A 20,801-nucleotide genomic window follows, 5' to 3' on the forward strand; every position below is an offset into this window, starting at 1 on the left:
CGGACGCGGCGCGCGAGTTCGCGGCGTCCGGTGGGCGGTGCGGCCGCACGGTCCCGCGCCGCCGGTGGCTGTCCCGGGGGGCATGGACCGTCACCACGTGGTCACCTGCCAGGGGCGCCACCGCCCGCGCCTCCCGCCGGACGCGGCGCGCGAGTTCGCGGCGTTCCTCCGCGTCGGTGTCGGTGGGCGGTGCGGCCCCGGTCCTCGTCGCGGGCGGCCCGCACCTCGCCCGTGCCGCCGGAACCGTCAGTCCCGGGCGAGGATCACCGTGCCCGCCGAGCAGAACCAGCCGCCCGTGCCGGAGGCCACCGCCAGCGAGGGCGGGGAGCCGTCCGTTCGTCGGACCTGGTGGCCGCCCGCCTCGCCGCGTAGCTGTCGTACCGCCTCCACCAGCAGGAACAGGCCGCGCATACCGGGGTGCTGCGCGGAGAGGCCGCCGCCGTCCGTGTTCGTCGGCAGCTCGCCGTCGTACCGCAGGCGGCCCTTCTCCACGAAGGCGCCGCCCTCGCCCTTGGCGCAGAAGCCGAGGTCTTCGAGGGTCACCAGTGTCATGTAGGTGAACGCGTCGTACAGCTCGGCCACGTCGATCTCGGCCGGGGTGACCCCGGCCCGCTCGAAGGCGAGACGGCCGCTGACGGCGGCCGGGGAGACGGTGAAGTCGTCCCACTGGGCCATCGTGGTGTGCGAGACGTACTCGCCCGTGCCGAGAACCCATACGGGCGGCCCGGCGCAGTCCGGCACCAGGTCCTCCGCCACCATGAGCACCGCCGCCCCGCCGTCGGAGCGCAGACAGCAGTGCAGCTTGGTGAACGGGTCCGCGATCACCGGGCCCGCGAGGACGTCGTCCACGGTGATCGGCGCGCGGTACATCGCCTCCGGGTTCCGCGACGCGTTCTGCCGCGCCTGCACCGCGACCTGGGCGAGCTGGCCGAGCGTCGTGCCGTACTCGTGCATGTGGCGCCGGGCCGCCATCGCGTACTTGGCGATGAGCGTGTGACCGTACGCCACCTCGAACTGGAGCGGGCCGCGCGCCCCGAACGACAGGTTCGCCGTGCGCCGCCCCGCCTTGAGGTCGGCGCGGGCCGTCGAACCGTAGACGAGCAGGACGGCGCGGGCGCGCCCGGCGGCGATCGCGTCGGCCGCGTGCGCCGCCATGACCTCCCAGGTGGCGCCGCCGACGGACGTCGAGTCGACCCAGCGGGGGCGCAGGCCCAGGTACTCGGCGACCTCCGCCGGGGCGAGCGTGCCGAGGCCCGCGCTCGCGAGGCCGTCGACGGCGCCCGGGGCGAGTCCCGCGTCGGCCAGCGCGCGGCGCGCGGCCTGGGCGTGCAGGGTGTAGGGGGTGGCGTCGTCCAGCCGGCCGCAGTCGGAGAGGGCGATGCCCGTGATGGCGGCCTTGCGAGGGGCACCAGGCATGGAGCTGACGGTACATCAGATTGCCTACAGTGGCGGCCTCCCGTCCCCGGTCCCGTCTCTGGGCATTCCCGCCCCGGCCGCCTAATATGACGGGCCGTCAGAAAGGGGCCCTCATGGACGCCGGTCTCACCGAGGAGCAGCAGGAGATCCGCCGCACCCTGCGCGAAGTCACCACCAAGCGCTGCACCCCGGACGACGTCAAAGCCGCTGTCCGCACCCCCGGCGGGCACGACCCGGCCCTGTGGGGCACCCTCGGCGCCGAGCTCGGGCTCCCCGGGCTCGCCCTGCCGGAGCGGCGGGGCGGGGCCGGGGCCGGGATCACGGAGCTGGCCCTGGTCGCGGAGGAGCTGGGGCGGGTGCTCGCGCCGACCCCGCTCCTCGCCACCAGCGGCCTCGCCGCCCCCCTGACCAGCGCCCTCGGCAGCGAGGAGCAGCGGTCCGGACTGCTCCCGCGCATCGCCGACGGCAGCCTGACCGCCACCCTCGCCGTACCCGGCACCGGGCTCGCCACCGCCCTCGGACTCGTCGCCGACAACACGGGCGACTGGGCAGGCGGCGGCCGCGCGGGAGGCATCCAGGCCACCCGGCACGCCACCGGCTGGCGCCTGTACGGGCAGGCCGAGCAGGTGCTCGACGGGCACAGCGCCGGGCTGCTCCTCGTCGCCGCGCACACCGGCGGCTTCGCCCGGCCTCGGACACTGCTGTTCCTCGTACCCGGCGACGCGCCCGGCCTCGTACGGACGCGGCAGACCTCGCTCGACGAGACCCGGCCGCGGGCCCGCGTCGAACTGCGGGACGTGGCCGCCGAGTTGCTGGGTCGGGAGGACGCCGATGCCGCCGGGGCGCTCGCCGCCGCCGGGGACGGAGTCGCCACGCTGTTCGCCGCCGAGGCCGTCGGCGCCGCCGGCCGGGCCCTGGAGCGGACCGTCGAGTACGTCAAGGAGCGCGAGCAGTTCGGGCGGCCCATCGGATCGTTCCAGGCGGTCAAGCACCGGCTCGCCGACGTGTACGTGCAGGTGCAGGCGGCGCGGTCGGCCGCGTACTACGCCGCCTGGGCCGCGGACGCCGAGGGCGGGGAGCGGGTCGGCGGGCTCGCCCTCGCGCACGGCCTGGAGGCGCTGCGCACCGCCGCCGCCGAGGCCGTCCAACTGCACGGCGGCATCGGTTTCACCTGGGAGCACGACGCCCACCTGTACCTCAAGCGGGCCGCCGGCGACGAGCTGCTCCTCGGGCCCGCGCACCTGCTGCGGGCGCGCGCCGCGCAGGTCGCGGGGCTGTTCGCGCGGGCGGCTGAGGTGAGCGTCTGATGGCCGCGCCGCTCGGCGTCCGGTTCGTCCAGAAGGTGTCCTCGACCCGCGCCTTCGGCCACGTGGCCCCGCACGTCGTGCCCGCGCTCGACCGCGCGGTGCACCGCCTCACCCGGGGCAAGGTGCTGCTCAGCGCGCGGATGCTGCCGGGCACGGTGCTCAGTGTCCGTGGGGCGAGGAGCGGGATCGTACGGCGTACACCGCTCGCGTGCATGCCGGAGGAGGGCGGGACCTGGCTGCTGATCGGGTCGAACTTCGGGCGGCCCGGTCATCCGGCCTGGACCGCGAACCTGCTGGCGCACCCGGACGCGGAGATCAGCTGGCGGGGCGAGGACATCGCGGTACGCGCCCGGCTGCTCACCGCCGGGGAGCGGGCCGAGGCGTGGGCCGCCGCGCTCCGGTTCTGGCCGCCGTACGCGGCCTACCAGGCGCGGGTGGAGCGGGAGATCCGGCTGTTCCGGCTGGAGAGGCGGGGCTGAGAGCGCCCGGAACGGCAACGGCGGCGGCCCACGTGCTCACACGCGGACCGCCGCCGTACGACAGGACCGGAAAGGAAAGGGGGGAAGGAGGGGGAGGGGAGGGAGGTGAAGAAGAGGGGCAGGGGCCGGGCGCTACCTCGTCGGCTTCTTGCCCGTCACGCCCAGGTACACCAACAGCGCCAGGTTCGGGCGGAGTTCGGCCTGCTTGACACCCCAGGACTGGAAGCCCTTCTGGTGGGAGGCGACCGCCGCGAGCATCGCGACCAGCGAACCGGCCACCGCCGCCGGGCTCACGTCCTTGTCGACCTTGCCCTTGCCCTGCAACTCCTTCACCGCGTCCGCAAGGGAGTTGTTGACCGAGTTCAGGATCTTCATGCGGAGCTTGTAGAAGCGCTTGTCGCCCTCGGCCGCGCCGAGGTCGACGACGCGCAGGATCGCGTCGTTGCGGCGCCAGAACTCCAGGAAGCCGTCGACCAGCTCCTGGGCCGTCGCCCAGCCCGCCTTGCCGACCCACGAGCGGTCGGCGACCAGGTCGGTCAATCCGGCGCCCTCGGCCGCCATTTGCTCGGCGATCTCCAGGACCGCGCCCTCGACGTCCGGAAAGTACTGGTAGAACGTCGCCGGGGACGTGCCTGCCTTCCGGGCCACATCGATGACTTTGACGTCCCGGTAGGGCGAGGAGCTGAGCATCTCGCCGAGGCAGTCGAGCAGCTTCTGACGTGTTGCCTGACCACGCCGTCCGGCCACACGGCCGTCGACGGTACGTACTTGTCCTGTCATGCCGTCAGCTTACCGAGGGGTGATCGGAGCGCGATCTGGCCGACTGCAAATGGGGTTGGGGCCCCCGGGAGGGCCCCCGAGGGGGCGGGAAATGGCCAGAGGTTCGAAACTCAAGCACGGGCCCCCGGGGCCCCTCGCTAGCGTGCTGTCATGTACCCGGACCACCCCGAAGGCGCCCCGTGCTGGGCCGACGCCCGGCTGCCCGACGTCGAGGCGGGCAAGCGGTTCTACGGGGACCTCTTCGGGTGGACCTTCGACGAGGGCGCGGGCGCCGAGCGCGGCTACTACACCGCCGCCTACAGCCACGACCTGGCCGTCGCCGCCCTCGCCCCCGGCGGGCGCGGCTGGACCGTGCACTTCGCGGTGCGGGACGCCTACGCCGCCGCCGAGCGCACCGTCGCGGCCGGCGGCTACCTCCTGTCGGGGCCGTTCCCCGGCGGCACCATGGCCACCGTCGCGCTCGCCGCGGGCCCCGACGGCTCCGTCTTCGGGCTGTGGCAGGCGGGCAGCCACCAGGGCTTCGAGCGGGCCGGGGCGCCGGGCGCGGTCTGCCGGGCCGAGCTGTGGACCCCCGAGGCCGCCCTCAGCGACGCCTTCTACGCGGCGGTCCTCGGCTACCCGCGCGCCCCCGTAGGCGGCTCCGACCTGCACACATGGCGAGCCGCGTCCCCGGCGGGGGCCGCGCCCGCCGTGCCGGGCGCGGGGCGGCGGCGGGTGCCCCAGTGGCCCGCGCGCTTCCTCGTCCAGTTCGGCTCGGCCGACCTCGCGGGCAACTGCGCCGAGGCGGTCCGGCTCGGCGGGCACGTCCGGGTGGCGCCGCACCGGACCCCGTACGGGCACATCGCCGTCCTCGCCGACGACCAGGGGACGGACTTCGTGCTGCTCGGGCCGGTCCGTTGAGCGGGGGCGGCGGCGCGGCGGAGGCGGGACACCCCGATATGCCCCCAGGTTCGCCACCGGGGCTCCGGACAGGAAGAATCAGGGTGCGTGCCGCCGTAGGGCTGCGGTGGTGAGACGCTGACGGGGGCCGTATGTGCGATGGACCAGGAAACCCGGGGGTTCCGGCATCGCTCGGGGAGGTGGCAGGCAAGTGATGGATCAGTTGACGCAGCACGATCCGAGAAGGATCGGTCCGTTCGAGGTCCTCGGACGGCTCGGTGCGGGCGGCATGGGTCTGGTCTATCTGGCACGCTCGGCGTCCGGCCGGCGCGTCGCCATCAAGACGGTGCGCACCGAACTGGCCGAGGACCAGTTGTTCCGCGTGCGCTTCACCCGCGAGGTCGAGGCGGCCCGCGCGGTGTCCGGGTTCTACACGGCCGCCGTAGTCGACGCCGACCCGCGCGCGGCCGTGCCGTGGCTCGCCACCGCCTATGTGCCCGCGCCCTCCCTCGAGGAGATAGTGAATGAGTGCGGGCCGCTGCCCGCGCAGGCCGTGCGCTGGCTCGCGGCGGGCGTCGCCGAGGCGCTGCAGTCCATCCACGGCGCGGGCCTCGTCCACCGCGACCTCAAGCCGTCCAACGTCCTCGTGGTCGAGGACGGGCCGCGCGTCATCGACTTCGGTATCGCGTCCGGCGTCTCCAACACCCGCCTGACCATGACGAACGTGGCGGTGGGCACGCCCGCGTACATGTCGCCCGAGCAGGCCAAGGACTCCCGCAGCGTCACCGGCGCCAGCGACGTCTTCTCGCTGGGCTCGACGCTCGTCTTCGCCGCCACCGGACACGCCCCCTTCCACGGCGCCAACCCGGTCGAGACCGTCTTCATGCTGCTCCGCGAGGGCCCCGATCTGGAGGGCCTGCCGCCCGAGCTGCGGCCGCTCATCGAGTCGTGCATGCAGATGGACCCCACCCGGCGGCCCTCGCCCGCCGACCTCCAGGCGCAGCTCGCCCCGCACCTGTTCGGGCCCGGCAGCGACGACAGCGGTACGGCGTCGGCGTGGCTGCCCGAGCGTTCGGTCGCCCTCATCGAGGCGCGGCGCGGCGTCCGCACCGTCGCCAAGCCGCAGTCGGGCCGCACCCCCGGCCACGGCGGTGCCCGGGTGCCCGCCATGCCCTCCCAGCCGCCGGGCCCCGTGTCCAGCGACGGCCTCGCCCAGCCCGCGCCGGCCCTCGCGGGCACCGGCGTCGCCGACGGACCGGTCCGCCTCGCCGGGGCCCAGGTGCCGATCGGTCCAGGGCCGCGCGTCGCCGACGCCCGCGCCGCCGCCGTGAAGGCGCCCCCGGCCGAGTCCGGGCTCGTCGCCTCCTGGACCCGCGCCAAGGCCGCCGCGCCCGCCGTCAACGGGACGCAGGACCCGGCCGTGCCGCCGCCCGCCCAGGCGGAGGGCTCGGCCTGGCGCCCCTGGCGCTTCCGCATGTCGAACGACGTGTGGGGCACCCCGAAGGTCGCGGGCGACCTCGTCTACGTCACCTCCTTCGAGGTCCACGCCCTCGACGTCGCCACCGGGCGGCGCCGCTTCAAGACCCGCGACGTCGCCTGGTCCATGGCCGTCGCCGACGGCCGCATCCACGCCTCCGACGGCCCCACCCTCTGGGCGCTCGACGCCCGCGAGGGCGGCGACCTGTGGCGCCTGCAGACCGACGCCTGGGTATACGCGCTCCAGGCCGACCGCGGCACCGTCGTCACCGCCACCCGCGGCGGCGGCGTCCAGGCCCGCGAGGCCCTCACCGGCGACAAGCTGTGGGAGATCACCGGCTGCCAGACCGACTTCGAGACCCCCGAGGCCGGACCCGTCGTCCACGACGGCACCGTGTACGTGTGGCAGAACGCCCGGCTGCGCGCCCTCGAAGCCCGTACGGGGGAGGAGCGCTGGTCCTACCCGATCGGTGACGCGGCGTCCTGCGGCGGCGTCCCCGTCCGCCTGACCCCGGCGCCCGACGGCTACGTCTACGTCTCCGCGGGCACCCGCGTCCTCGCCATCGACGCCGGCTCCGGACACGTCCGCTGGCATTTCGAGGCGCCCGCGGTGTTCCTGTCGCCGCCCGCCTTCGCGCCGGGCCCCGCCGTCACCGGCGGCGGCGTGTACCTCGCCGACCACCTCGGCACCGTCTACGCCCTCGACGCGACCGACGGCCGCGACCGCTGGCGCATCGCGACGGAGTCGCGGCCAGGCGCCGTCGACCCGGTCCTCGTCGCCCACGGCCACGTCCATGTCGGCAGCGGCCAGGGCCTCTACACCCTCGACGCCGTCGCCGGGACGCCGAAGTGGCGGTTCCAGGCGGGCGGCGAGATCGTCGGCTCCCCGGTCGTCGCCGACGGCCGCGTCCACTTCGGCTCCACGGACCACCTGCTCTACACGCTGAAGGCCGACGACGGCCGCCTGCGCTGGAAGCTGGCCACGGGCGGCGAGATCACCGGGACACCCGTGGTGCGGGACGGGGTCGTGTACGCGTGCAGCAAGGACCGGTGCGTGTACGCGCTGGACGCGGAGAAGGGGACCGGGACGAGTCGCTAGGCGCCGGCCTCAGCCGCCTCGTGTGCTGCCGCCCTGTGGGGGCTGGACGTGGGGCTGGGGCTGGGTCGTGGTCAGGTCGTCGTTGTCGGTCGGCCTGACTGGTGTGGTTGGTGCGGCCGGTCCGGTTGTGCCGGGGGTGACGGGTGGCAGGTTCTGCGTCCGGTCGAGGTCCTGGTCGGCGGGGCCCCACGCCGGGGGCGCGGCGTTCGCGTCCTGTGCGGTCGCCTCGTGTGCGGTCGCCTCGTTTCCCCAGGTCACGGGCGGTTGGGCGGGGGGCGGTGCAGGCGGCGGGGGCTGCCAGGCCGGGGGCTCGGCGTAGCCGTCCCCGGGCTCGTACTCCTCGGCAGGGGCGTGGCCGCGGCGGCCGCGGTGCGGATGGCGGCCGCTCATCACCAGCGCGCCGAGCAGCAGGAGCACGCCACCGCCGAGCGCGGCGGCGACCCCGTCGCCGAGCCCGTGCCCGTTCCCGGTGAGGACGAGCTGGTCCTCGGCCTGCGCCACCCGCACCATCCACAGCACCGTGAAGCCGAGCACGACGAGCCCGGCGAGCGCGACCAGGAGCCGCGAGCGCAGCACCAGGCCCAGGAGCGCGAGCAGCGCGAGGAGTACGAAGGGCAGGAACAGGGAGCCGAACAGTTCGGCGCGGGCGTTCGTGACGCCCCCGCCCGAGAACAGCTCCTGGAGCCGGTAGGCGCGCCCGCGCCGACCGTCGTTCCAGGCGCGGAAGGGGCTCCAGACGGCGGCCGCCGCCCCGACGAGGGCGAGGACCGATCCGACGACATTGCGCATCATCAGCGACCTCCTCGGTCTCGTACCGACGCTACGCCGGGTGAGTACGGGGTGCCACGCGGCAGCCTCCTGGGGGTAGGGTCCCCGCGTGATGAAACGGGGAACGAAGCTGACGGCTGTCGCGACGCTGGTGGTACTGGCCCTGACGGGGTTCTCCACCGGCCGGGGGCACGGGGGTTCGCACGGGCACGGCGGTGGCGGGGGCGGCGGGTGCAGCAGCTCGTCGCAGAACCATGACAGCTCGTCCAGCTCGTCCGGTTCCGGGGGCTCGTCCGGTTCCGGGGGGTCTTCCGGCTACGGCGATGACGATGACGACGACTCCGCGTACGGGGACGGCTCCTCGGGGTCGTCGTCCTCGGGCGGCAGCGGTTACACGCGGCGGCCCGGGTACCGGTCCACGCCGTCGTCGTCGGCGACCGGCGGCGACGGGGAGCCCCGGTACGCCAAGGCCCGGCTGGTGCGCTGTGCGACCCCGGAGAAGCCGTACGCCACCGTCGAGGTCACGAACGCGAACAGCCGCACCGCCACGTTCACCGTGCACGTGACCTTCCGCGACGCCCGGGGTGCCGAGGCGGACGACGCGATGCGGCAGGTCAAGGTCGGTGGCAACGACAAGGCGACCGTCAAGGTGCCGGTCAATGCCGGGGAAGGGCTCGTCAGGGACGACTACCGCTGCGAGGTCGACCCCGAGGCGTGGTCGTAGGACCGCTCTACCGGAGCCGGAACTCCCGGGCGGACCGCGCGCGGAACAGTTCCGCCTGCTCCGCCGGCGGCAGGTTGCCGAGCGCGATCAGATGCGGGGCCTGGGCGAAGGCGTGGGCGCGGGCGGTCTCCGTCACCGCCCACACCGCCCGCACCGTCCCCTGCACCGCCGCCGCCGGGTACGCGGCGATCGTGGTCGCGCACCGCAGCGCCGCATCCAGCGCGGCGCCCGGCGGGGTGACCTCGGAGACGAGGCCGGTCTCGTACGCCCGCCGCGCCGAGATCCGCTCGGCCGCGCCCATCAGGGCCAGCCGTGCCACTTCCCCCGGTGGCATCCGTTGGGCCAGGTGCATCGATTCGTACGCGCTGACCATGCCGTACGTGGTGTGCGGGTCGAAGAACGTGGCCGTCTCGTCGGCGATCACGAAATCCGCCTCGCCGAGCAGGTAGAACGCCCCGCCGCACGCCATGCCCGTCACCGCCGCGATCACCGGTTTCCACAGGTCGTTCGCCTTCGGGCCGACGGACAGGAGCGGGTCGTCCGTGGAGTAGGGGGAGTGGGGCTGCGGGACGTCGGTGTCGCGGTCGATGCCCGTGCAGAACGCGCGGTCCCCGGCGCCGGTGAGGACGACGGCCCTTACGGCGTCGTCGAAGCGGAAGTCCTGCCAGGCCGCCCGGAGTTCGCTGGCCAGGGCCGTGTCGATCGCGTTCAGGCGGTCGGGTCTGTTCAGGGTGACCACCGCGACCCCGGTCTCCGGGTGCTTCTCCGTGCGCAGGGTCACGGGCGCTCCAGGACCCAGCGGGGCAGTGTCACGCCGTCGATCTCCGCGAAGACCACCTGGACGCGGGCGCCGATGCGGATGCGGTCCGGGGGCACCGAGTCGAGGCGGGCGCCGGGGGAGGCGACGAGGTTGCCGACGAGGCGTATGCGGGGGGCTTCCGCCAGCTCGACGACGATCGCGTTGTACGGGGACTGGGCGGCGTAGGCCGGGAGCAGCGGGGGGTGTGCGATCACGTACGACCAGATTCTTCCCCGGCCGGACATGTGGCGCCACTCGGTGTCGAAGGAGTGGCAGGTGGGGCAGCAGGGGCGTGGTGGGAAGCGGAGTTCCTCGCAGGCCGGGTCGGCGCAGGCCTGGATTCTCAGCTCGCCCCTTGCCGCGTAGGCCCAGAAGGGGGCGCCGTCGTCGTCGGGGGTGGGGGTCAACAGGGCTGATTGTGTCGCGTCTGCCATGTGCCGTCCTTTGCCGGGTGCCCGATTCGTCGTGGTTGCTCGCGCAGTTCCCCGCGCCCCTGGCGGGGCGCCCCCCTAGGCGCTTCTGAGGAGTACCGCCGATGTGGGGACCCCCTCGCCCGCTGTCACCAGGCAGGTCCGGGCGTTCGGGACCTGGGCCGTGCTCGTGCCGCGCAGTTGTCGCACGCCCTCGGTGATCAGGTTGAAGCCGTGGACGTAAGCCTCCGAGAGGCCGCCGCCGCTCGTGTTGAGGGGGAGGCGGCCGCCCGTCTCCAGGGCGCCGCCCTCGGTGAACGCGCCGCCCTCGCCGCGTCCGCAGAATCCGTAGCCCTCCAGGGAGAGGAGGATGAGCGGGGTGAACGCGTCGTAGATCTGGGCCACGTCGACGTCCTCCGGGGTGAGATCCGCTTGTTTCCAGAGGTGGCGGGCGGCGGTCCAGGCGGGGCCCGTGAGCGGGTCGTCGTTCCAGTAGTTGACCATGCCGTGGTGCTGGGCGGGCAGCCCTTGCGCGGCGGAGTGGATGTGGACGGGCTTCTGACGGCAGTCGCGGGCCCGTTCGGCGGAGACCACGACGCAGGCCAGCGCCCCGTCGGTCTCCAGGCAGTTGTCGTAGAGGCAGAGCGGCTCGCTGATCCAGCGGGCGTTCATGTACATGTCCCGGGTGAGGGGGCGCTCGTACATCATCGCGGCCGGGTTCTGGTTGGCTCGGTTGCGGCAGGCGAGGGCGACGTTGAAGAGGTGGTCGCGGGTGGCCCCGTACTCGTGCATGTAGCGGCGGGCCAGCATCCCTATCTCGTCGGCGGGGCGGAGCAGGCCGAAAGGGCGCGTCCACTGGGCGGGGGTGGGGAGTTGCGCCGTGGTGTTCTTCCACGGGCGGGGGCCGCTGCCCCGTTTGCGGGAGCGCCAGGCGACGCCGACGCTCGCCCGGCCGGTGACGATCGCGGCGGCGAGGTGGGCGAGGGTCGCGCAGGAACCGCCGCCGCCGTAGCCGACCTTGCTGAAGTGGGTGACGTCGCCCGCGCCGATCGCCTTCGCGATCTCGACCTCGTCGGTCTCCTCCATCGTGTACGAGGCGAAGCCGTCGACCTCGGACGGTGCGATGCCCGCGTCGTCGAGCGCGGCGAGGATCGCCCGGCAGGCCAGCGTCTTCTCCGACTCGGGGAGGTGTTTCGCGAACGCGGTCCGGCCGATGCCGACGACGGCCGTGGCGTCCTTGATGCCGGTGGTCGTGTGCGCCATGGGTACCCGCCCCTGCTCGTGCCCGGTTCCCGCTCTGCTGACAGCGCGTCAGGCTACAGCTAATCTGACGGATAGTCAGCTACGGCGTGCGTGAGCGGTCGGGAGGCGGCGGGCGATGGACACCGGCGGCGGGTGGGCGACGATCCCGGAGCTCGTACGGGACGCGGCGGCGCGGTACGGCGGACGGGAGGCGGTCGTCGACGGGCGCGCCCGGATCACGTACGCCGAGCTGGGCGAGCGCGTCGAACGGTCCGCCGCCGCGTGTCTCGCCGCCAGGATCCGGCCGGGCGACCGCGTCGCGATCTGGGCGCCCAACACCCTCGACTGGATCGTCTCCGCGCTCGGCGCGGTCACCGCCGGCGCGGTCCTCGTGCCGCTCAACACCCGGTTCAAGGGCGCCGAGGCCGCCGACATCCTCGCCAGGTCGCGGGCCCGGCTCCTCCTCGTCACCGGTACGTTCCTCGGCACGTCGTACGTGGCCTCGCTGCGCCGCGCCCAGCAGGCCGGTGCCGCACTCCCCGCCCTGGAACAGGTGGTGGTGCTCGGCGACACGGCGCCCGACGTGCCCGGCTACCGGAGCTGGAAGGAGTTCCTGGCCGCCGGGGACAAGGTGACGAACGCGGAGGTGCGGGAACGCGCCGCCGCCCTCACCCCGTCCTCCCCGTCGGACATCGTCTTCACCTCGGGCACGACCGGGCGGCCCAAGGGCGCGGTGATCACGCACGCGCAGACGGTGCGCGGATACGAGATCTGGTCCGGCCTGGCCGGTCTGCGCGAAGGCGACCGCTACCTGATCGTGAACCCGTTCTTCCACACCTTCGGATACAAGGCCGGGATCATCGCCTGCCTGACACGCGGCGCGACGATGATCCCGCAGCCCGTCTTCGACGTGGACACCGTCCTCGCCCACATCGCCGCCGAACGCGTCTCCGTCCTGCCCGGACCGCCCACCCTCCACCAGTCCCTCCTCGACCACCCCGGCCGCGACGCCCACGACCTGTCGACACTGCGGCTCGTCGTCACCGGGGCGGCGGTCGTGCCGTTGCGCCTGGTCGAGCGGTTGCGCGGAGAACTGGGCGTCGACACCGTGCTCACCGCGTACGGGCTCTCCGAGGCGAGCGGCATCGTCACCATGTGCCGGCGCGGCGACCCGCCCGAACGGATCGCGTCGACCTCGGGGCGGGCGATCCCCGGCACCGAGGTCCGGGTCGAGTCGGCCGGGCCCGGGGAGCCGGGAGAAGTCCTCGTCCGTGGCTTCAACGTCATGCGCGAGTACTTCGAGGACCCGGCGGCGACGGCGGAGGCGATCACGCCGGACGGCTGGCTGCGGACGGGGGACGTCGGGATTCTCGACGCCGACGGGTACCTCCGGATCACCGACCGCGTCAAGGACATGTTCATCGTCGGCGGCTTCAACGCCTACCCCGCCGAGGTGGAGCAACTCCTCGGCCTGCACCCCGATGTGGCGGACGTGGCGGTCGTCGGCGTCCCGGACAGCCGCCTCGGCGAGGTCGGCAAGGCGTACGTCGTCCGCCGCAGGGGCGCCGTCCTCACCGCCGACGACCTGATCGCCTGGGCGCGCCGCGAGATGGCCAACTACAAGGTGCCGAGACACGTCGCGTTCGTGACGGAGCTGCCGCGCAACGCGAGCGGGAAGGTGGTGAAGGGGTGGTTGCGGGAGAACACGGGGGAGAGCATGGGAAAGACCATGGGGAAGATGTCGGGGGAGGACTGATCACCGGGCGGACGGGGTCGTGGTGGTGGAGGTGACCGTGACCGTGCCCGTGTCCACGTCCACCACCACGTCCGCCCGCTCCCGCCCGGCGGCCACCCGGTCCGCGTTCGCCTCGTCCGAGCGGAGGACCCAGGCGCGGGCCGCCGACGGGGACTTGCCGAAGGCGATGTGGCGGGCGATCAGCCGCTCGACACGCACGGTGTCGTCCACCGCGACCCACCACACCTCGTCCAGGAGCGGACGCACCGCCGTGGACCAGGGCTCCTCGTCCAGAAGGAGATAGTTGCCCTCCGTCACGATCAGCGGAGTCTCCGGGGACACCGGGAGCGCGCCCGCCAGCGGTTGCTCCAACTCACGCTCGAACGATGGGGCGTAGACCGTCTCGCCGGAGCGCGGGGTGCGCAGGCGGGCGAGGAGCGCCGCGTAGCCGTACGCGTCGAACGTGTCGGGAGCGCCCTTGCGGTCCGCGCGGCCCAGCCGCGCCAACTCCGCGTCGGCGAGGTGGAAGCCGTCCATGGGGACGAGCGCGGCCAGGCCGCCCAGGGCCTCCACGACCGCCTCCGCCAGCGTGGACTTGCCCGCGCCGGGCGGACCCGCGATGCCGAGGACGCGGCGGGGGCCCGCCGCCGTGGCCAGGGCGCGTGCGCGGGCCGCCAGTTCGTCTACGTAGTCCATGAGGGCCAGTTTTTCAGCCCCGCCGCACCAGCTCCACCAGGCGGGACAGGCCGTCCGCGCCATGACCCTCCTCCACCGCGCGGTCGAGGAGCGTCCGCAACGGGGCGAACAGCTCCGTCCCGACGCCCGCCGCCTCGTATGTGGCGAGGAGATTGGGGAACGCGGCCTGGTTCACCGCCAGGCTGGACACGTCGGTGCGGTGCTGCCCCGCGTCGATCGCCTCCGCCGCGCCGGGGACCAGGCCGCGCGTCATGGCGACCGTCCAGTCCGCGAGCAGCGGGGCGAGGTCCCGCGCCGGTACGCCCGCCGAACCCGCCAGCGCGAACGCCTGCACCGCGCCCATCACCATCCCGTACATCCCGGTCAGCAAGGACAGGTCCCACAGCGCGGCGAGCCCCGGGTCCCCGCCGGTCCAGCGGGTGCCGCCGAACGCGGCGAGCGTCGACCGGTGCGCCTCGTACGCCTCCTCGTCGCCGCTGTAGAAGACGTACGCGCCGGGTGTCGCGATCATCTGCGGTACGGCCATGATCCCGCCGTCGATGTAGGCGGCCCCGGCGGCCCTCGCGCGGGCGGCGAACTCGCGGGCCTGGTCCGGGGTGCCGTTGGTGAGGTTCACGACCGTCCTGCCGTCCAGGGCGTCGCCCAGCGGGTGCAGGACCTTGGCCACGTCGTCGTAGGTCGTCAGGCAGACGATCACGAGCGGGCTCGCGGCGACCGCGTCGGCCGCCGAGCCGGCCGCGACCGCGCCCCGCGCGACGAGCGGTTCCGCCTTCGCGGCGGTGCGGTTCCAGACGTTGGTGCGGTGCCCGGCCCCGAGGAGCGCGGCGGCGAGCGCGGAGCCCATCATGCCGAGGCCCAGGACGGAGACGGGCGCGGGTGTGGAGGTGGATACGGGGGCGGAGATGGATGCGGGGGAGTTCTTCGTCATGACCGCATCCTTTTCCGCCGCCCGATTGCGCACAAGAACCCACTATTCGGTCGGGTGCGCACCAAAAGGTAAGTCACCTGGTAAGTCACCTGGTGAGTCGCTCGGTGGGTCACCACATCAGCGCGTCGTCCATCTCCGACTGCCAGTACGTGACCTTCACCGTGCTGTCGACCCAGACACCCTTCGCGGGCAGGGACGGCCGCGCGGACTTGCCGTTGTAGCCCGCCGCGCCCTTGGCGTCCGAGAAGTAGACCGAGAGGGACTTCGCCCAGTAGCCGTTCGTGCCGCTGCCGTCGGTCGCGGAGAGGGTGACACCCGCGTAACCGGACTCACCCGGCGCCAGGGAGACCACCGCCTGCGGCTGCGAGTCCTCGATGACCGGCGGCACGGACTGCGCCTCGCCGAACCGGGCCGACGGGTAGTAGTACAGGTCGCAGGTGGTGGAGCCGGTGTTGGTGACCGTCAGGAGCATGTGGTTGACCGGGCGGTTGACGGGCGCGGCGACGGTACGGGTGTTGGAGCCGTCGCAGACCGTCCGCTTCGCGGAGGTCTGGCGGGACGCGGCGGGCTTCGCGGCGGCGGCGGTGTCGGCGGTCGGCTTCGTGGCGGGCTTGGCGGCCGACTGCCCGGCGGGGGCCGAGGCGGCCGGCGTGGACGCGGCCTGCTTCGAACCGGAGGCGGCCGGCTTCGCGTCGGAGACGGGGGACGCGTCGTGCACCGGGGTCGGGGACGTGCTCGACGCGGCCGACGCGCCCTCGTCCTTGACGCCCGCGCCGTCGCTGCACGCGGTCAGCGAGAACGCCGCGATCGCGACGGTCGCGGCGGCGGTGGCGAGACGGGCACGGCGGACACGACGGGTACGGGAGGTACGGATGCCGGACATTCTGGTGGTCCCCTTCGGTGGAGCGGTGGGTGTGGTGCTTGGATGACCAGAGCTTGTGCGGTGATCCGTCCCAGCCGCCACACTCCACGGGCAGTACGGGACACTGGAACGCTGAAACAGGGTTTGACCAGGGGAAACGCGCCCTGCCTGGAACGCTCGGGTGGGACGTGGGGGAACGGAGGAACGGGTGTCAGGGGATCTGGCGGGAGACAGCGCGGACGCGTTCGCGTCGCTGCTGCGGGGGCTGAAGGAACGTTCGGGGCTCAGCTACGGGACGCTGGCCAAGCGCCTGCACATGAGCACGTCGACGCTGCACCGCTACTGCAACGGCACAGCGGTGCCGACGGACTACGCCCCGGTGGAACGCCTGGCCCGCCTCTGCAAGGCGACCCCGCCGGAACTGGTCGAACTCCACCGCAACTGGCTCCTGGCGGACGCGAGCCGGGGGCGGAAGGTTTCGCCGAGGACGGGGGAGGGGGCGCGGACGGCGGGCGCGGCGGCCGGGTCAGGCGCGGCCCCCGGGCCGGGTGCGACTCCGACGCCGAGCGCACCGACCGGGTCGGGTGCGGTGCCGGTGCCGGGCGCGACACCTGGGCCGAGCATGGCCCCGGGCGGGTCGGGTGCGGTGCCGGGTGCGGCAGCCGTGCCGGGCGCGGCACACGGGTCGGGCGCCGCACCGGGTGTGACACCGACGCCGGACGCGGCACTGGAGCAAGACACGACGCCGGGTGCGGCAGCCGGGTCGGGCGCGACACCTGGGCCGAGCACGGCCCCGGGCGGGTCGGGTGCGGTGCCGGGTGCGGCAGCCGGGTCGAGCGCCGCACTGGGTGCGGCGCCGGGGCAGGACGCGACGCCGGACTCCGCACCGGAGCAGGGCCCGACGTCGAGTCCGGGTCCCGCTTCGGGCGTGGCGCTCGGCGCGGCCGGTAGCGGCACCGGACCGAGTACCGACCCGCGTACCGGAACCGGCACCAACCCCGACCCCAACCCCAGTACTCCGCCCAGCCCCGATGTCGACCCGTCCGCCTCCCCCGCCCCCGGCGCGGCCTCGGGCACGGCCGGGCCCGCCAGAGTCCGGTTCCCGCGCCGCAGGCGTACCGCTCTCGTGGTCGGGATCGGGGTCGCCGCGCTGTTCGGGGCCGTTGCCCTCGCCGTGAATCTGAGTTCCGGGGACGACAAGGGCGGCGCGGCGCCGCAGGCGGTCGGGGCGACGGCGGCCGGAGGGCGGGAGACCACCGAGCGGGGCCCGTCGAAGGCGGCGTCCGCGTCGCCGTCACCCTCCGGGTCGGCGTCCGGGTCGGCCAAGCCCTCCCCGTCCCCGTCCGCGTCCGCCCGCACGGGCGCCCCGCCCACCGCCCATGCCCGCCCGACCGGCGGCCCGCGGGGAGAGGCCGAGGACGGGCCCACCGGGACGCCCCTCACCGTCGCCACTCGCCCCTACGTCTACGAGAGCCCGTGCAGCCAGCACTTCCTCGTCGACAGTGAACCGGCGCAGGTCGGCCCGCCCGCCCCCGAGCAGGACGCGTCCCGCTGGGCGGCGGCGTACGGCGCGGTCTCCTCCGGGGAGCAGCGCGTCGCGCTGACCGTGCAGGGCACCGGGCACGACACCGTCGTCCTGGAGGCGCTGCACGTCCGCGTCGTCAGCAGCAACGCCCCGCTCGCCTGGAACGACTACTCGATGGGCGTCGGCTGCGGCGGCGGCGTCGGAACCAAGTCGTTCGACGTGAATCTGGACGCGGGCAGCCCGGTCGTGCACGGCATGAACGGGCAGCGCGACTTCCCGTACAAGGTGAGCGAGTCCGACCCCGAGGTCTTCTACGTCACCGCGCACACCACGACGCGTGACGTCCGCTGGGACCTCACCCTGGAGTGGTCCAGCGGCAACCGGCGCGGCACCGTCCACATCGACAACAATGGCACCCCGTTCCGTACGAGCGCCAACACCGGCCGCCCGGGGTACGACTACCCGCTCGGCGACAACGAGTGGATCAAGAGGTGGGAGCAGAGCGCCGACTGAGGGGCTGGGCCCGGCGGGAAGCGGCGGGCGGCCGTCCGTATCCCGAAACGGCAGGTGCACAGGGCATCTACTTATCTAGGGTTCCGGACAACCGCCGCCCGCGCCCGGAAGGACCCGCGCCCCCATGACCGTCACCACGCCCGTCCCGCCCGCCGAGCTCGCCGCTCGCGTCGCCACCGTCGGCGGCTCCCCGATCCGGGACATCCTGGCGGTCACCGCCCGACCCGAGGTCATCAACTTCGCGGGCGGCCTCCCCGCGCCCGAACTCTTCGACACCGACGGCGTCGCGGCCGCGTTCGCCCACGTCCTCGCGTCCGAGCCGCAGCGCGCGCTCCAGTACTCCACCACCGAGGGCGAACCCGCCCTGCGCGCGGCGCTCGCCGCCCGCACCACCGCGCGTTCGCTGCCCACCACCGCCGACGACCTGCTGATCACCACCGGCTCCCAGCAGGCCCTGTCCCTCCTCGCGACGGCGCTGATCGAACCCGGTGACACGGTCCTCGTAGAGAACCCCTGTTACCTGGCCGCCCTGCAGACCTTCGGCTTCGCGGGCGCCCGCATCGTTGCCGTCCCCTGCGACGCCGACGGTATCGACCCCGACGCCCTCGACGCGCTCGCCGCCGAGCACCGGCCGAAGCTGCTCTACACGGTGCCCACGTTCCAGAACCCGACCGGCCGCACCCTGCCCGCCGAACGCCGCGCCGCCCTCGCGCGGGTCGCCGCGCGGCGCGGACTGTGGATCGTCGAGGACGACCCGTACGGCGAACTCCGCTTCGAGGGCGAGCGCGTGCCCTGGATCGCCACGTATGAGGAGGCCCGCGACCGCACCGTCCTGCTCGGCTCCTTCTCCAAGGTCATGGCGCCGGGCCTGCGCCTCGGCTGGCTGCGGGCGCCCGCAGCGCTGCGCCGCGCCTGCGCCGTCGCCAAGCAGGCCGCCGACCTGCATACCCCGACCGTCAACCAGCTCGCCGCCGCCCGCTACCTGGCCGACCGCGACCTCGACGCGCACGTGGCGAAGGTCGCCGCCGTGTACGGCTCCCGCCGCGACGCGATGCTCGCGGGCCTGCCCGACGCCCTGCCGGAGGGTTCCACGTGGACCCGGCCCGAGGGCGGCATGTTCCTGTGGGTGCGGCTCCCCGCGACCGGCGGACACGACTCGACCGCCCTGCTCGGCAAGGCGGTCGAGAACGAGGTGGCGTATGTGCCCGGCGCCCCGTTCCACATCACGGACGCCGACCCCACGACCCTCCGGCTCTGCTTCGTGACGCAGGAACCGGAGGAGATCGCGGAGGGGCTGCGGCGTCTTGGCCGCGCCCTGAAGAACCAGTAGCGGGTATTTACAGGCGCTCGGGGGTCCGGATGCCGAGCAGGGCCATGCCCTGGTGGAGCGTCCGGGCCGTCAGGTCGCACAGGAACAGCCGGTTCTCGGTCTGCTCCGCCGTGTCCGCCTTCAGCACCGGGCACTGGTCGTAGAACGTCGTGAACAGCGACGCCAGCTGGTACAGGTACGCGGCCAGCTTGTGCGGCGCGTACTCGGCCGACGCCTCGTGGACCACGTCGCCGAACGCGTCCAGGTGCAGACCGAGGGCGCGCTCGGCCGGGGCGAGCGCCAGCTCCGGGTGCGCGACGGGGCCGGCGCCCTCCGCCTTGCGCAGGATCGACTTGATCCGGGCGTACGCGTACTGCAGGTACACGCTCGTGTCGCCGTTCAGCGACACCATCTGGTCCAGGTCGAACTTGTAGTCACGATTGGCCGACGTCGACAGGTCCGCGTACTTCACGGCGCCGATCCCGACGTACCGCCCGTTCTCGACGATCTCCTCCTCGGAGAGGCCCACCCGCTCGGCCTTCTCCCGCACCACGGCCGTCGCCCGCTCGGCCGCCTCGTCGAGGAGGTCCTCCAGGCGCACGGTCTCGCCCGCGCGGGTCTTGAACGGCTTGCCGTCCGCGCCGAGCACGGTGCCGTAGCCCATGTTGTGCGCGGTGACGTCGTCGCTCAGCCAGCCCATCCGGCGGGCCGCCTCGAAGACCATCTTGAAGTGCAGCGACTGCCGTACGTCCACGACGTAGAGCAGCGTCGTCGCGTTCAGGCCCTGCACGCGGTCGCGGATCGCCGAGAGGTCGGAGGCCGCGTAGCCGAAGCCGCCGTCCGCCTTCTGCACGATCAGCGGCACCCGCTCGCCGTCCTTGCCGCGGATCTCGTCGAAGAACACGACGAGCGCGCCCTCCGAGCGCACCGCGACACCCGACTCCTCGAGGAGCCGCGCCGTCTCCGGCATCATGTCGTTGTACGCCGACTCGCCTACGATCTCCTCGTCGCGGATCTCCATGTCGAGCTTCTCGAAGACCGAGTAGAAGTAGACCTTCGACTCGTCCACGAACCGCTGCCACAGGTCGAGGGTCTCCTTGTCGCCGGACTGGAGCGCGACGACCCGCTTGCGGGCCCGCTCCTTGAACTCCTCGTCCGCGTCGAAGACGGCGCGCGACGCCTTGTAGATCCGGTTCAGGTTCGACATGGCCTGCTCGCCGTCGACCTCGTCGGCCGGGGCCAGCTCGCCCGGGTGCTCGATCAGGTACTGGATGAGCATGCCGAACTGGGTGCCCCAGTCACCGATGTGGTGGCGGCCGATCGTCTTCTCGCCCGTGAAGTCCAGCATCCCGCGCAGCGCGTCACCGATGACCGCCGAGCGCAGGTGGCCGACGTGCATCTCCTTCGCCACGTTCGGCTGCGCGTAGTCGATGACCGTCGTGCCCGGGTTCTCCTTCAGGGGCACGCCGAGCCGGTCGCCGTCGGCGGCGCGCGCGGCGAGGGTCTCGGTGATGGCGCGGTCGGTGACCGTCACGTTCAGGAAGCCGGGCCCGGAGACCTCGACGTCGGCGAGGACATCACCCTTGACGATCTTCTCCACGACCTGGGTGGCCAGCTCGCGCGGGTTCGCCTTCGCCTTCTTGGCGAGGGCCAGGATCCCGTTGGCCTGGTAGTCGGCCCGGTCGCTACGTCGCAGCAGCGGGTCCGCGCCCGCACCGGCCTCGGGGAGGGCGGCGCTGAGGGCGTCGGCGAGACGCTGGTGGACGGAGGACGTGAGGGACGTGACCGAGGCCATGGAGTAGATGCCGTTCCGCTCGTAGATGCCAGGAGACAGGGCCCAGGAGTCAGGTGGAC

18 protein-coding genes are annotated in these 20,801 nt (G+C 73.7%); 8 read left to right on the forward strand and 10 right to left on the reverse strand.

Translation table 11 applies throughout. The features are described from left to right. Positions 1 to 246: 246 nt before the first annotated feature. Positions 247 to 1,416 (reverse strand): acetyl-CoA acetyltransferase, encoded by a 1,170-nt coding sequence (locus tag ABZ877_RS21345; protein ID WP_361073526.1) that lies wholly within the window; start codon positions 1,414 to 1,416, stop codon positions 247 to 249. Positions 1,417 to 1,529: 113 nt separating this feature from the next. Here ABZ877_RS21345 and ABZ877_RS21350 point away from each other — a divergent pair, with 113 nt between their 5' ends. After that, positions 1,530 to 2,723 (forward strand): acyl-CoA dehydrogenase family protein, encoded by a 1,194-nt coding sequence (locus ABZ877_RS21350; protein ID WP_361073528.1) that lies wholly within the window; start codon positions 1,530 to 1,532, stop codon positions 2,721 to 2,723. Next, complete coding sequence (locus ABZ877_RS21355) at positions 2,723 to 3,202, forward strand: nitroreductase family deazaflavin-dependent oxidoreductase (protein ID WP_361073530.1); 480 nt, start codon at positions 2,723 to 2,725, stop codon at positions 3,200 to 3,202. Before ABZ877_RS21350 ends, ABZ877_RS21355 begins: the two co-directional genes overlap by 1 nt. A gap of 132 nt (positions 3,203 to 3,334) precedes the next feature. On the opposite strand, the gene ABZ877_RS21360 is transcribed toward ABZ877_RS21355, so the two are convergent. Next, complete coding sequence (locus ABZ877_RS21360) at positions 3,335 to 3,982, reverse strand: TetR family transcriptional regulator (RefSeq protein WP_361073532.1); 648 nt, start codon at positions 3,980 to 3,982, stop codon at positions 3,335 to 3,337. Between the two features lie 150 nt (positions 3,983 to 4,132). On the opposite strand from ABZ877_RS21360, the gene ABZ877_RS21365 reads away from it, so the two are divergent. Further along, the gene (locus ABZ877_RS21365) at positions 4,133 to 4,882 is read left to right on the forward strand and encodes a VOC family protein (protein WP_361073534.1); all 750 of its coding nucleotides are present in this window, start codon (positions 4,133 to 4,135) and stop codon (positions 4,880 to 4,882) included. Positions 4,883 to 5,072: 190 nt separating this feature from the next. After that, a complete protein-coding gene (locus tag ABZ877_RS21370; protein WP_361073536.1) occupies positions 5,073 to 7,436 on the forward strand; it encodes a PQQ-binding-like beta-propeller repeat protein in 2,364 nt (787 codons plus the stop codon). Between the two features lie 9 nt (positions 7,437 to 7,445). On the opposite strand, the gene ABZ877_RS21375 is transcribed toward ABZ877_RS21370, so the two are convergent. Next, positions 7,446 to 8,228, reverse strand: coding sequence for a hypothetical protein (locus ABZ877_RS21375; RefSeq protein ID WP_361073538.1), 783 nt, complete (start codon positions 8,226 to 8,228; stop codon positions 7,446 to 7,448). A gap of 88 nt (positions 8,229 to 8,316) precedes the next feature. On the opposite strand from ABZ877_RS21375, the gene ABZ877_RS21380 reads away from it, so the two are divergent. Further along, on the forward strand, positions 8,317 to 8,928 hold the full coding sequence (locus tag ABZ877_RS21380) for a hypothetical protein (protein WP_361073758.1): 612 nt from the start codon (positions 8,317 to 8,319) through the stop codon (positions 8,926 to 8,928). A gap of 7 nt (positions 8,929 to 8,935) precedes the next feature. Here the strand turns inward: ABZ877_RS21380 and ABZ877_RS21385 are convergent, their stop codons facing one another. The 3 genes from ABZ877_RS21385 to ABZ877_RS21395 all read right to left on the reverse strand — a co-directional run bounded on the left by ABZ877_RS21385 (position 8,936) and on the right by ABZ877_RS21395 (position 11,400). Continuing rightward, entirely contained in the window at positions 8,936 to 9,709 is a 774-nt protein-coding gene (locus ABZ877_RS21385) for an enoyl-CoA hydratase/isomerase family protein (RefSeq protein ID WP_361073540.1), read from the reverse strand. Beyond that, positions 9,706 to 10,161 (reverse strand): OB-fold domain-containing protein, encoded by a 456-nt coding sequence (locus tag ABZ877_RS21390; RefSeq protein ID WP_361073542.1) that lies wholly within the window; start codon positions 10,159 to 10,161, stop codon positions 9,706 to 9,708. The genes ABZ877_RS21385 and ABZ877_RS21390 overlap by 4 nt, the downstream gene beginning before the upstream one ends. Before the next feature lie 75 nt (positions 10,162 to 10,236). Further along, positions 10,237 to 11,400, reverse strand: a complete 1,164-nt coding sequence (locus ABZ877_RS21395) for a lipid-transfer protein (RefSeq protein ID WP_361073544.1) — start codon at positions 11,398 to 11,400, stop codon at positions 10,237 to 10,239. A 115-nt stretch (positions 11,401 to 11,515) separates the two neighbouring features. Between ABZ877_RS21395 and ABZ877_RS21400 the strand changes: the two genes are divergently transcribed. Then, on the forward strand, positions 11,516 to 13,135 hold the full coding sequence (locus tag ABZ877_RS21400) for a FadD3 family acyl-CoA ligase (protein ID WP_361073546.1): 1,620 nt from the start codon (positions 11,516 to 11,518) through the stop codon (positions 13,133 to 13,135). On the opposite strand, the gene ABZ877_RS21405 is transcribed toward ABZ877_RS21400, so the two are convergent. From ABZ877_RS21405 to ABZ877_RS21415, 3 genes are all read right to left on the reverse strand, one after another. Next, the gene (locus tag ABZ877_RS21405; protein ID WP_361073548.1) at positions 13,136 to 13,810 is read right to left on the reverse strand and encodes a nucleoside/nucleotide kinase family protein; all 675 of its coding nucleotides are present in this window, start codon (positions 13,808 to 13,810) and stop codon (positions 13,136 to 13,138) included. A 13-nt stretch (positions 13,811 to 13,823) separates the two neighbouring features. Continuing rightward, positions 13,824 to 14,738 carry an NAD(P)-binding domain-containing protein gene (locus tag ABZ877_RS21410; RefSeq protein ID WP_361073550.1) on the reverse strand — a complete coding sequence of 305 codons (915 nt, stop codon included), beginning with the start codon at positions 14,736 to 14,738 and terminating at the stop codon, positions 13,824 to 13,826. 109 nt (positions 14,739 to 14,847) lie between these two features. Further along, positions 14,848 to 15,621 carry a DUF4232 domain-containing protein gene (locus ABZ877_RS21415; protein WP_361073552.1) on the reverse strand — a complete coding sequence of 258 codons (774 nt, stop codon included), beginning with the start codon at positions 15,619 to 15,621 and terminating at the stop codon, positions 14,848 to 14,850. A gap of 187 nt (positions 15,622 to 15,808) precedes the next feature. Between ABZ877_RS21415 and ABZ877_RS21420 the strand changes: the two genes are divergently transcribed. Both ABZ877_RS21420 and ABZ877_RS21425 read left to right on the forward strand, forming a co-directional pair. Beyond that, positions 15,809 to 17,638: a helix-turn-helix domain-containing protein gene (locus ABZ877_RS21420; protein WP_361073554.1), complete on the forward strand. Its 1,830-nt coding sequence runs from the start codon at positions 15,809 to 15,811 to the stop codon at positions 17,636 to 17,638. A gap of 124 nt (positions 17,639 to 17,762) precedes the next feature. Beyond that, positions 17,763 to 18,968 carry a PLP-dependent aminotransferase family protein gene (locus ABZ877_RS21425; protein ID WP_361073556.1) on the forward strand — a complete coding sequence of 402 codons (1,206 nt, stop codon included), beginning with the start codon at positions 17,763 to 17,765 and terminating at the stop codon, positions 18,966 to 18,968. Between the two features lie 7 nt (positions 18,969 to 18,975). On the opposite strand, the gene argS is transcribed toward ABZ877_RS21425, so the two are convergent. Beyond that, entirely contained in the window at positions 18,976 to 20,742 is a 1,767-nt protein-coding gene (gene argS, locus ABZ877_RS21430; protein ID WP_361073558.1) for an arginine--tRNA ligase, read from the reverse strand. Positions 20,743 to 20,801: the final 59 nt, after the last annotated feature.

Source organism: Streptomyces sp. NPDC046939, assembly GCF_040644575.1.
Lineage (GTDB): Bacteria > Actinomycetota > Actinomycetes > Streptomycetales > Streptomycetaceae > Streptomyces.